Annotated in this window: 9 protein-coding genes; 3 read left to right on the top strand and 6 right to left on the bottom strand. The window is 69.3% G+C overall.

Annotated elements, in window-relative coordinates:
• The first annotated feature begins 27 nt into the window (after positions 1–27).
• The gene (locus tag OG966_RS29625; protein ID WP_326652993.1) at positions 28–267 is read left to right on the top strand and encodes a hypothetical protein; all 240 of its coding nucleotides are present in this window, start codon (positions 28–30) and stop codon (positions 265–267) included.
• A 94-nt stretch (positions 268–361) separates the two neighbouring features.
• Positions 362–919, top strand: coding sequence for a hypothetical protein (locus OG966_RS29620; RefSeq protein WP_326652992.1), 558 nt, complete (start codon positions 362–364; stop codon positions 917–919).
• A gap of 68 nt (positions 920–987) precedes the next feature.
• On the opposite strand, the gene OG966_RS29615 is transcribed toward OG966_RS29620, so the two are convergent.
• The 6 genes from OG966_RS29615 to eccD all read right to left on the bottom strand — a co-directional run bounded on the left by OG966_RS29615 (position 988) and on the right by eccD (position 8,033).
• Complete coding sequence (locus OG966_RS29615) at positions 988–1,437, bottom strand: hypothetical protein (protein ID WP_326652990.1); 450 nt, start codon at positions 1,435–1,437, stop codon at positions 988–990.
• Between the two features lie 5 nt (positions 1,438–1,442).
• On the bottom strand, positions 1,443–2,195 hold the full coding sequence (gene dapB / locus OG966_RS29610) for a 4-hydroxy-tetrahydrodipicolinate reductase (protein ID WP_326652989.1): 753 nt from the start codon (positions 2,193–2,195) through the stop codon (positions 1,443–1,445).
• Between the two features lie 18 nt (positions 2,196–2,213).
• A complete protein-coding gene (locus OG966_RS29605; RefSeq protein WP_326652988.1) occupies positions 2,214–3,593 on the bottom strand; it encodes a M16 family metallopeptidase in 1,380 nt (459 codons plus the stop codon).
• On the bottom strand, positions 3,590–5,806 hold the full coding sequence (locus OG966_RS29600) for a polyribonucleotide nucleotidyltransferase (protein ID WP_326652987.1): 2,217 nt from the start codon (positions 5,804–5,806) through the stop codon (positions 3,590–3,592). The genes OG966_RS29605 and OG966_RS29600 overlap by 4 nt, the downstream gene beginning before the upstream one ends.
• Positions 5,807–6,072: 266 nt before the next feature.
• A complete protein-coding gene (gene rpsO, locus OG966_RS29595) occupies positions 6,073–6,363 on the bottom strand; it encodes a 30S ribosomal protein S15 (protein ID WP_093600212.1) in 291 nt (96 codons plus the stop codon).
• 194 nt (positions 6,364–6,557) lie between these two features.
• A complete protein-coding gene (eccD, locus tag OG966_RS29590; protein WP_326652984.1) occupies positions 6,558–8,033 on the bottom strand; it encodes a type VII secretion integral membrane protein EccD in 1,476 nt (491 codons plus the stop codon).
• A gap of 194 nt (positions 8,034–8,227) precedes the next feature.
• Between eccD and eccCa the strand changes: the two genes are divergently transcribed.
• A complete protein-coding gene (gene eccCa / locus OG966_RS29585; protein WP_326652982.1) occupies positions 8,228–12,181 on the top strand; it encodes a type VII secretion protein EccCa in 3,954 nt (1,317 codons plus the stop codon).
• Positions 12,182–12,199: the final 18 nt, after the last annotated feature.

The raw sequence follows: 12,199 nt of genomic DNA, 5'->3' as shown, positions 1-12,199 counted from the left end.
TCTTACGTATCCAAGGAGAGTGCCCTGATGTTCCGCCGGCGAGAGGCCGTCCCTTTCGCATTCGTCGCCGAGGCCGATCGCTTCCGCAGTAACGTCGCTCCCCCGCCCCGCGAACGCGCCAGCGTCTCGCAGCTCGCGGGCCGTACCCTGGTCGGGCTGACGATCGCCTGCGGGCTGGCCGGCTCGCTGCTCTTCGGCCTTCCCGCGCTGGAATCCGGCCGGGCGCCGGTGCATTCGCAGCACTCCCAGGCGGCCGACGGGCGCTGACTCGTACGGACCCCCTGGAGTGGTCGGTCGGGGGGCTCCTCGGTAGCCTCACCGGCACAGCCCAATCGAGTGTGCTGGTGAGTGAGGATCAGTCGTGCCCCTGCCCTTTCTGACAGCCGACCGTGCATTTGGCACAGACGCCGCGAACACCGACGACGTCGCGCTGCCCTTCGACGATCACGACCACTGGCGGCGTCCGTACCGTCCGGGCCCCTGGCGGGTCGCCTCGGCGGCGTTGCTGCTGCTGCTCGCCTCGTTCGTGCTCATCGCGGCGATGATCATCGCGTTCGCCGGTGCGCTGCCGGGAGCGGGACTGTGCCTGGGAGTGGGGCTGGCGCTGATCGCCGCCGCGCTGCGGCTGCTGCGCGCGGGCGTCTGGGTCAGCAGGCACGGGGTGCGGCGCGTGGGCTTCTTCTCGACCACCACGGTGCCCTGGAACCGTGCTTCCGCGGTACGTACGGTGCAGCAGCCGGTGCGCTGGCTCGGGCTGCCGCGCACGGTGCAGGGCCAGGCGCTCGTCGTCGTGGGACAGGGCGGCGAGCCGCTGCCGCTGTTCACCGACCACAACGCTGACTTCCTGTCGCGCGCCGAGGCGTTCGACCGGGCGGCTGACACCGTCGAGGCCTGGGGGTCCGAGTACCGCCCGTCCTGACTGGCGGGCTCCGCTCCCGGCCCCCCGCGCCGCAACCCCGGGCGGGGCCGACTTTGCGCAGGGAGGGCCTACTTCTGCGGGACGCCGTCGTGCAGTGTGATCGCGCGCTGCATCGCCTTCCGGGCGCGCGGGGTGTCCCGGGCGTCGTGGTAGGCGACAGCGAGGCGGAACCAGCAGCGCCAGTCGTCCGGTGAATCCTCGGTCTCTGCGCGGCGCTCGGCGAACACGGCGTCCGCGGAGTCCCGGTCGATACGGCCGCCGGGCGTATGCCTCGGCTCATCGGCCGGCAGGCCGCCTTCGGCCTCCAGCTCACGGGCCAGCCGATGGGCACTGCGCGCGAAGCGGGTGTTGTGCCGGAGGAACCAGACACCGACGCACGGCAGCAGGAAAGCCACCGCGCCCATCCCCATGGCAGCCGGCTCACCGGTCAGCATGAGCAGTACACCTTCCAGCGCCACCACGCCGAAGACGATGACCAGCACCGTGGCGAGGAAGAAGTACGTGATCTTTCCACCCATGGCCGTCAGCCGAGGTCGAGGAAGTTTTCCAGGCCGAAGGTGAGGCCTGGGGTGGACACCACGCGGCGGACGCCGAGCAGGATGCCCGGCATGAAGCTGCTGTGATGCAGGGAATCGTGTCGGATGGTCAGCGTCTCGCCCTCGCCGCCGAGCAGTACTTCCTGGTGGGCGAGGAGTCCGCGAAGCCGGATGGCGTGCACGGGGACGCCGTCGACGTCCGCGCCGCGGGCGCCGTCCAGCGCGGTGACGGTCGCGTCGGGCTGCGGTGCACAGCCCGCCTCGGCACGGGCCGCCGCGATGAGCTGGGCGGTGCGGGTGGCGGTGCCACTCGGGGCGTCGGCCTTGTTCGGGTGGTGCAGCTCGACGACCTCGACAGACTCGAAGTAACGCGCTGCCTGCTGCGCGAACTTCATGGTGAGGACCGCTCCGATGGAGAAGTTCGGCGCGATGAGCACGCCGGTCTCCGGCGATGCGGCGAGCGAGGTGTTCAGCTGCGCGAGGCGTTCGTCGGTCCAGCCGGTGGTGCCGACGACCGCGTGAATGCCGTGGCGTACGCAGAAGTCGAGATTGCCCATCACGGAGGCCGGGGTGGTCAGTTCGACCACGACCTGGGCGCCGGACTCCACCAGGGCTTCCAGCTTGTCGCCCCGGCCGAGTTCCGCGACCAGTTCCATGTCGTCGGCGGCCTCGACGGCTCGTACCGCTTCCGAGCCGATACGGCCCTTGGCGCCGAGAACGGCCACGCGCAGCTTGCTCATTGCTCTCTTTCCCTAACGTTAGGAGACCGCTTCGTCGAGTCGGTCCGCCTGCTTGTCCTTGAGCGGACCGATCACCGACAACGATGGGCGCTGTCCCAGGATCTCGCGCGCCACCGCCCGCACCTCGTCCGGGGTGACGGCGGCTATCTGCGCGAGCATGTCGTCGACCGACATCTGCGAACCCCAGCACAGCTCGCTCTTGCCGATACGGTTCATCAGGGCGCCCGTGTCCTCGAGGCCGAGCACTGTCGAGCCTGAGAGCTGGCCGACGGCGCGGCCGATCTCCTCGTCCGACAGACTGTCCGAAGCGACCCGGTCGAGCTCGTCGCGGCAGATCTTGAGCACGTCGTGGACCTGGCTGGGCCGGCAGCCTGCGTAGACGCCGAAGAGTCCGGTGTCGGCGAAGCCCGAGGTGTACGAGTACACGCTGTAGGCGAGGCCGCGCTTCTCCCGTACCTCCTGGAAGAGGCGGGACGACATGCCGCCGCCGAGGGCCGTGTTCAGTACTCCCAGCGCCCAGCGGCGGTCGTCGGTGCGGGCCAGGCCCGGCATGCCGAGGACCACATGGGCCTGCTCGGTCTTGCGACCGAGCAGTTCGACGCGTCCGGCGGTGCGCAGGGAGCGGTGCCCGTCGCGGGGCGGGGTGGGGGCCGCGTCCGTACGGGACAGGGCGCCGGCCTTCTCGAAGGCGTTGCGCACCTGGCGTACGACCGTGGCGTGGTCGATGTTGCCCGCGGCGGCCACGACCAGGTGGGTCGGGTCGTAGTGCTTCTTGTAGAAGCGGCGGACGCGGTCCGCGGTGAGCGCGTTGACGGTGTCGACGGTGCCGAGGACCGGGCGGCCGAGAGGGGTGTCCCCGAACATGGTGTGCGCGAACAGGTCGTGCACACAGTCGCCCGGGTCGTCCTCGGTCATCGCGATCTCCTCGAGGATGACGCCGCGCTCGGCGTCGACGTCCTCCTGCTGGATCAGCGAGCCGGTGAGCATGTCGCAGACCACGTCGATGGCGAGCGGCAGGTCGGTGTCGAGCACCCGTGCGTAGTAGCAGGTGTACTCCTTCGCCGTGAAGGCGTTCATCTCGCCGCCGACCGCGTCGATCGCCGAGGAGATGTCGAGGGCGGAGCGCTTGTGCGTGCCCTTGAACAGGAGGTGCTCGAGGTAGTGCGTGGCGCCGCCCAGCGACGGCGTCTCGTCTCGGGAGCCGACGTTCGCCCAGATCCCGAAGGTGGCGGAGCGCACGGACGGCAGGGTCTCGGTGACGACGCGCAGGCCGCCGGGGAGGACGGTGCGGCGGACCGTGCCGATGCCGTTCTCGCCCTTGAGAAGCGTTTGGGTACGGGCGACGGCCCGCGCCTCCGAGGAGGTGCGGGCCGTCACACGGGAACTACGCGACGTCACTTGTCGGTGTCGTCCTTCTTGTCTTCGGCGTCCTCGACCTCGATCACGGGGATCAGGGAGAGCTTGCCGCGGGAGTCGATCTCGGCGATCTCGACCTGGACCTTGGAGCCGACCGCGACGACGTCCTCGACGTTCTCCACACGCTTGCCACCGGCGAGCTTGCGGATCTGCGAGATGTGCAGCAGGCCGTCCTTGCCCGGCATGAGGGAGACGAACGCACCGAAGGTGGTGGTCTTGACGACCGTACCCAGGTAGCGCTCGCCGACCTCCGGCATGGTCGGGTTGGCGATCGCGTTGATCGTGGCGCGGGCGGCCTCGGCCTGCGAGCCCTGCTGGGCACCGATGTAGATGGTGCCGTCGTCCTCGATCGTGATGTCGGCGCCGGTGTCCTCCTGGATCTGGTTGATCATCTTGCCCTTGGGGCCGATGACCTCACCGATCTTGTCCACCGGGATCTTGACGGTGATGATCCGCGGGGCGTTCGGGGACATCTCGTCCGGGACGTCGATGGCCTCGTTCATCACATCGAGGATGTGGAGGCGGGCGTCGCGGGCCTGCTTCAGCGCGGCGGCCAGGACCGAGGCGGGGATGCCGTCGAGCTTGGTGTCGAGCTGGAGCGCGGTGACGAAGGTCTTCGTACCGGCGACCTTGAAGTCCATGTCACCGAAGGCGTCCTCCGCACCGAGGATGTCGGTGAGGGCGACGTAGTGCGTCTTGCCGTCGATCTCCTCGGAGATCAGGCCCATGGCGATACCGGCGACCGGGGCCTTGAGGGGCACACCGGCGTTCATCAGCGACATGGTGGAGGCGCAGACAGAGCCCATGGACGTCGAGCCGTTGGAGCCCAGCGCCTCGGAGACCTGGCGGATGGCGTACGGGAACTCCTCGCGCGTCGGCAGCACCGGCACGATGGCGCGCTCGGCGAGCGCACCGTGGCCGATCTCGCGGCGCTTCGGCGAACCGACGCGGCCGGTCTCACCGACGGAGTACGGCGGGAAGTTGTAGTTGTGCATGTAGCGCTTGCGGGTCACCGGCGAAAGGGTGTCCAGCTGCTGCTCCATACGGAGCATGTTGAGGGTGGTGACGCCCAGGATCTGGGTCTCGCCACGCTCGAACAGCGCCGAACCGTGCACGCGCGGGATGGCCTCGACCTCGGCGGCGAGCGTACGGATGTCCGTGACGCCACGGCCGTCGATACGGACCTTGTCCTTGATGACGCGCTCGCGGACCAGCTTCTTGGTCAGCGCCCGGTAGGCACCGGAGATCTCCTTCTCGCGGCCCTCGAACTGCGGGAGCAGCTTCTCGGCGGCGATCTCCTTGATGCGGTCGAGCTCGGCCTCGCGCTCCTGCTTGCCGGCGATGGTGAGCGCCTGCGTGAGCTCGCTCTTGACGGCGGCGGTCAGCGCCTCCAGGACGTCGTCCTGGTAGTCGAGGAAGACCGGGAACTCGCCGGTGGGCTTGGCGGCCTTGGCGGCGAGTTCCGACTGGGCCTTGCAGAGCGCCTTGATGAAGGGCTTCGCGGCCTCGAGGCCGGCGGCGACGATCTCCTCGGTCGGCGCCTCGGCGCCGCCCTTGACGAGCTCGATGGTCTTCGGGGTGGCCTCGGCCTCGACCATCATGATCGCGACGTCGCCGTCCTCGAGGACGCGACCGGCGACCACCATGTCGAAGACGGCGTCCTCGAGCTCGGTGTGCGTCGGGAAGGCGACCCACTGGCCCTTGATCAGGGCGACACGGGTGCCGCCGATCGGGCCGGAGAAGGGCAGGCCGGCCAGCTGCGTGGAGCAGGAGGCGGCGTTGATCGCGACCACGTCGTACAGGTGGTCGGGGTTGAGCGCCATGATCGTCTCGACGATCTGGATCTCGTTGCGCAGGCCCTTCTTGAAAGAGGGGCGCAGCGGGCGGTCGATCAGGCGGCAGGTGAGGATCGCGTCCTCGGAGGGCCGGCCCTCACGACGGAAGAAGGAGCCGGGAATCTTGCCGGCTGCGTACATCCGCTCCTCGACGTCCACCGTCAGGGGGAAGAAGTCGAGCTGGTCCTTGGGCTTCTTGGAAGCGGTGGTGGCCGACAGCACCATGGTGTCGTCGTCCAGGTACGCCACGGCGGAACCGGCGGCCTGCTTGGCCAGGCGGCCCGTCTCGAAGCGGATGGTGCGGGTGCCGAAGGTTCCGTTGTCAATAACGGCCTCGGCGTAGTGGGTCTCGTTCTCCACTAGCGTTTTCTCCTCGTCTTCGTCCCCTCGCCCGTGTGGCGGAGGACGTGGCGGAGAAGCTCTCGTTCTGCGGGCCGGTCTTCGATCGAAGCTCCCGGGGTGTTGTTCTCCGGGGGCCACTACCGAGGACCGGCGGCGGGGAGACGGCTTCTCGCTCGTTCAGTTCTGCTCTACGCGATCCAGACTAATTGGCGTCCGGCAGGTCGCGCACGTACAGCAAAGGGAGCGGCCCCCTAAGAGTGGGAACCGCTCCCTCCACCAACGTCTTACTTGGCGCCGCCGGCCGCACCACGGCGGATGCCGAGGCGGTCGACGAGCGCACGGAAGCGCTGGATGTCCTTCTTGGCCAGGTACTGCAGCAGACGGCGGCGCTGGCCGACCAGGATCAGCAGACCACGGCGGGAGTGGTGGTCGTGCTTGTGCGTCTTGAGGTGCTCGGTCAGGTCCGAGATACGGCGGGAGAGCATCGCAACCTGGACCTCGGGGGAGCCGGTGTCGCCCTCCTTGGTGCCGAACTCGGTCATGATCTGCTTCTTCGTAGCGGCGTCGAGAGACACTCGGTACTCCTCTTTTGGTGTTCGATGCGCCCACGAGTGCCCCTGGTCTTGATCTCAGGGGAGCTTCCGTGACTCGGAGGCGAAGGTCCGATGAGCGCAGACCGCAGAGTTTCTCGAGGAATCTCCGGAGGTCGCGTACACAAACGGCCGTCACACAGCGTACCAGCCCGCGGCGGCGCTTCCGGCGGGTGCTGTCAGCCGGTCAGCGAGCGGGCCGCGCTGTAGACGTCGAGTACGGCGAGGCAGAGCGGGACCAGCGAGAGCAGCACCAGACCCTCGGTGAGGTCGAGCAGCCGGCCCCAGAAGGGCGAGAGGCCCTTCCTCGGGATGACCAGGCCGATCGCGGTGATCACGGCCGCGCCGGCGGCGACGGCGGCGGTGAGCCAGATCGTACGGATGTCCAGGCCCCCTCGGTCCCCGTACATCAGGAGATCCTTGACCAGGTCGACGGGCGGGTTCAGGGAGAGTCCGAGGATCAGCAGCGCCACGGCGGCGATGCCGGCCACCAGGGTGCAGGCGACCTGCGAGGTGTAGCGGAAGAGCCGGGCGCGCAGCAGCATCGCGAGACCGGCGGCCAGCGCGAGGACCTGGCCCCAGATGCTGCTGGAGAAGCCGAGTACGGCGGCGCAGCCGACGACGACAGCGGCGCAGCCGCCGACCAGGCCGAGCAGCATCTCGTGGCCGCGGCGGGCCTGGGCCGCTATCCGCTCGGCGTCGACGGGCTGGGCCTCGGGCATCTCATTGGGGTCGGCGAAGGCGTCGTCGTATCCCTCGGCCGCGCTGCGCGGTGACGCGTAGCCGATGGGCAGCCGGGCGAAGCGGGCGGAGAGGCCGGGCAGGAAGGCGACAAGGCCGATGGCGACCGGGGCGACGGCGGCGGCCGTCTCGGTGGCGGAGGACTCGGCGAGGATCATCAGGAAGGTCGCGAGGGTGCCGGTGGCGCCCAGGAAGGTGGCCGCGACGAAGGGGGCGTCGCCGCTGGGGGTGAGCGCGACCAGGGCGACGGCGGCGACCAGCACGGTCACGCAGCCGAGCAGGAACTGCAGGCGGCCGGGGCCGTCACCGGCGTCGGGACCGATGATTCCGGAGCCCGCGATGAGCAGCAGCGGCAGCGCGCCGAGCCCGAGGGCGACGGCGGTGGCACGGTCCGAGTACACCCTGGCCCGTACGCCCGCGAAGGCGGTGAGCAGCAGTCCGCCCGCGCCCGCGATGATGCCCGGCAGGCTGTGCATGTCGTGGCGGACCGGGTCGGCGAACCAGAGCACGAAGCCCATCAGGACCAGCAGCAGGACACCGCCGACGAGGCCGGCACCGCGCAGCAGGTCGTCGCTCCACAGATGGCGGTCGCGGGTGACCGCGGAGGCGACGGCGTCGGAGACATCGTCGAAGACGGCGGGCGGCAGTGACTCGGCGAAGGGACGCAGGCTCAAGACCTCGCCGTCCAGCACCTGTTGGGCCGCGAGCGTGCGGGCGCCGTCGAGTACGGTGCCGTCGCGGCGTACCAAGTGGTAGCCGGTCGGGGCCCCCGGGGCCTGCGTCTGGCCGGTCAGGCGCAGGATTTCCGGGTAGACGTCGGCGACTGCGATGTCCTCGGGGAGGGCAACATCGATTCGGCTGTCCGGCGCCACGACGGTGACGCGGCAGAAGCCGGTCGCTGCGGTCGTACTCACTGTCTGGACCCCCTGGTTCGCGCTGATTCGCGGTTGCGCACGGTGCGCGCGCCACCCTACCGGGACACATGACAAGGGTCTGCAAGTAGGATCACCGTCGCGCGGAGGGAAGTCCGCAGCAGAGGCAGTCACGGGGGCGCCGGCGCGGAATCAGCCCGTCCGTCTTCCGTCCGTATCGAGGGATTGATGCTCCGGTGAGCCAGATCGTCGTGAAACGCCCGCCGAGGTCGCTGCCGCCTGAAGTGCCCGCGGAGGAGCTGGCTCTGGAGGCTCCGCCGGAGCTGCCGCGGGGTCAGCAGGAGGGCATGCTGATGCAGATCCTGCCGGTCCTCGGCATGGGCTCATCGGTGGTCTTCTTCTTCTCGCCGCAGGCGCCCCCGTTCATGCGCATCATGGGTGTGATGATGCTGGTCTCGACCGTGGGGATGGTCGTCGCCCAGATCGTCAGGTTCCGCAAAGGTACGCAGGGGCAAATGGCAGATGTCCGCCGCGACTACCTCAAATACCTCGCGCAGACGCGGCGCACGGTGCGCAAGACCGCACGCAAGCAGCGTGACGCGCAGCTCTATCTCCACCCCGCCCCCGAACAGCTCTGGTCCGTGGTGGCCGAGGGCTCACGGGTCTGGGAACGGCGCGTGGGCGACAACGACTTCGGGCAGGTGCGCGTCGGTCTCGGCGCGCAGCAGCTGGCCACACCGCTCATAGCGCCCGACACCGCGCCGGTGGACGAGCTGGAGCCGCTGTCGGCCGGTGCGATGCAGCAATTCCTGGCGGTGCACGGCTCGTTGGACGGGCTGCCGATGGCGGTCTCGATCCGCGCTTTCTACCACGTGACGGTCTCCGGCGAGCCGGAGTCGGCGCAGTCCGCGGCGCGGGCGCTGGTCTCCCAGCTGGTGACGCTGCACTCCCCGGAGGACCTGATGGTCGCGGTGGTGGCGGCGCCGGGGGCGGTCGCGCGCTGGGACTGGACGAAGTGGCTGCCGCATACGCAGGTGCCCGGCCAGGTGGACGGCGCCGGTACGAAGCGGCTGTTCGGCGACGACCTCGGTGAGCTGGAGCAGCTGCTCCACAGCCGCCTCGACGGGCGGTCGCGGTTCAGCCGGGAGAACCAGCCGGTCCTGGACCAGCCGCACATCATCGTCGTACTGGACGGCGGGATGGTGCCGCCGGACTCGCTGTTCGCGGCGGCCGAGGGCCTGCAGGGCGTGACCATCGTCGAAGTCGTCTCCGGTGATCTGGACGAGCCCCGCGGCGGTCTTTCGGTGGTCGTACGGCCCGGGCGGCTGCGTCTCGAGTCCGGCTCACGGGTCGCGTACGAGGGTGTGCCGGACGGGATTTCGCTGCCGGCCGCCGAGGCCCTCTCACGTCAGCTCGCGCCGCTGCGGATGGGCGGTGGCGACGACGACGAACCGCTGCTCGCCAACCTGGACTTCACCGATCTGCTGAATCTGGGCGACGCCGGGTCCATCGATGTGGCCCGCACCTGGCGGCCGCGGTCGGTGGCCGAGCGGCTTCGGGTGCCGATCGGTGTCGGCGAGGACGGCCAGCCGGTGATGCTGGACCTCAAGGAGGCCGCGCAGGAGGGCATGGGCCCGCACGGTCTGTGCATCGGCGCCACCGGTTCCGGTAAGTCGGAGCTGCTGCGCACCCTGGTGCTCGGTCTCGCGGTCACGCATACGTCGGAGACGCTGAACTTCGTCCTCGCGGACTTCAAGGGTGGCGCGACCTTCACCGGAATGTCGCAGATGCCGCACGTCGCGGCCGTGATCACCAACCTGGCTGACGACCTCACGCTGGTCGACCGCATGGGTGACGCGATCCGCGGTGAGTTGCAGCGCAGGCAGGAGCTGCTGCGCTCGGCGGGCAACTACGCCAACATCCACGACTACGAGAAGGCACGCGCCGCGGGTGCCCCGCTGGAGCCGCTCGCCTCGCTCGTCCTGGTCATCGACGAGTTCTCCGAACTTCTCACCGCCAAGCCCGACTTCATCGACATGTTCATTCAGATCGGCCGTATCGGCCGTTCGCTGGGTGTGCATCTGCTGCTCGCCTCGCAGCGCCTGGAGGAGGGCAAGCTGCGCGGCCTCGACACCTATCTCTCGTACCGGATCGGTCTGCGGACCTTCTCGGCGGCCGAGTCGCGCACGGCACTGGGTGTGCCCGACGCGTACCACCTGCCGTCGGTGCCCGGTTCCGGTTATCTGAAGTTCGGTACGGACGAGATGACCCGCTTCAAGGCGGCGTACGTCTCCGGTACGTACCGCACCGGTGGCCCGGATCTGTCGGTGGGCCACCTGCCCATCGATCGGCGGCCCGCGGTGTTCACCGCGACCGAGGTACCGGTCGTGTACGCGGCACCCGACCCGGCCGCGATGGCCGCCGCCAACGCCGCCGAGGACGAGGCGCTCGCCGACACGGTGCTCGATGTGATCGTGCGCAAGCTGGAGGGTCAGGGTGTGCCCGCCCACCAGGTGTGGCTGCCGCCGCTGGACCAGGCGCCCACGCTGGACCAGCTGCTGCCCGGTCTCGCGCCGACCGCGGACCGCGGTCTCACCGCGACCGAGTACACGCGTCCTGGCGGTCTCACCGTCCCGCTCGGCCTGATCGACAAGCCCTTCGAGCAGCGCCGCGAGGTGCTGTACCGGGACTTCTCGGGAGCGGCGGGCCACATGATGGTCGTCGGCGGCCCGCAGTCCGGCAAGTCGACGCTGATGCGGACGCTGATCTCGTCGTTCGCGCTCACCCACACCCCGGCCGAAGTGCAGTTCTACGCCCTGGACTTCGGCGGTGGCGGTCTGTCCTCGCTCTCCGACCTGCCGCACGTCGGCGGTGTCGCCTCGCGCCTCGACCCGGAGCGGGTGCGCCGTGCGGTCGCGGAGGTGATGGGCGTACTCAACCGGCGTGAGGAGTTCTTCCGCGCCAACAGCATCGATTCCATCGCCACCTACCGGCGCAAGCGCGCCGCCGGGGAACTGCCCGGCGAGGCCTGGGGAGATGTCTTCCTGGTCATCGACGGCTGGGGCGGCTTCAAGAACGACTACGAGATGCTGGAGCCGGTCGTCGCGGATCTCACGGCCCGCGGTCTGGGCTACGGCATCCATGTCATCATCACCGCCGCCCGCTATATGGAGGTGCGTGCGGCGCTCAAGGACCAGATGCTGGGACGGCTGGAGCTGCGGCTCGGTGACGTCATGGACTCGGAGTTCGACCGCAAGGTCGCGGCAAACGTTCCGGCCGGCGTGCCGGGCCGTGGCCAGGTCCCGGAGAAGCTGCACTTCATGACGGCTCTGCCGCGTATCGACTCGATCAGCAGCTCCGGTGATCTGTCGGAGGGCTCGGCCGCCTTCGTGCAGGCGGTCAAAGGGAACTGGGCGGGGCCTGCGGCGCCGACCGTCCGGCTGCTGCCGCGCCGGCTGCCCGCCGAGCAGCTGCCCAAGGGCTTCGAGTATCCGCAGCACGGCATCGCGATCGGCATCGACGAGACGAACCTGGAGCCGGTGTTCGTCGACTTCGAGAGCGACCCGTTCTTCCTGATCTTCGGCGAGAGCGAGTCCGGGAAGACGGCACTGCTGCGGCTGATTGCCAAGCAGATCTCCGAGCGTTACACCCCGGAGCAGGCGCGGATCGTGGTCGGCGACTACCGGCGCACGATGCTGGAGGCCGTACCGGCCTCGCATCTGCTGGAGTACGCGCCGATGACGTCCGCGATGGAAATGCACATGGACGCGATCAACACGGTGATGGGCAAGCGTGCGCCGAAGCCGGACATCACTCCGCAGCAGCTGCGCGACCGCAGCTGGTGGACGGGGCCGCAGCTCTTCGTCATCGTCGACGACTACGAGCTGGTCGCCACCAACTCCGTCAATCCGCTGTCGGTGCTGGTGGAGAATCTGCCCTTCGCGCGTGATGTCGGCATCCGCTTCATCATCGCGCGCAGCGCGGCGGGAGCTTCACGGTCGATGTACGAGTCGTTCATGCAACGGATCAAGGAGCTGGGCGCGCAGGGCGTCATCCTCTCCGGCGACCCGGGCGAGGGAGACATCCTCGGCAATGTCCGGGCGCGTCCGATGCCGCCGGGACGTGGCACCTTCGTGTCCCGCAAGCGGGGCGCACCACTGGTCCAGGTGGGCTGGCTGGCGGATCACTAGTCCCTCGCAGCACACGTT

The organism is Streptomyces sp. NBC_01750 (genome assembly GCF_035918095.1).
GTDB lineage: Bacteria > Actinomycetota > Actinomycetes > Streptomycetales > Streptomycetaceae > Streptomyces.
The sequence above is the reverse complement of the archived record's forward strand: the minus strand, read 5'-3'. Positions and strand labels throughout refer to the sequence as shown.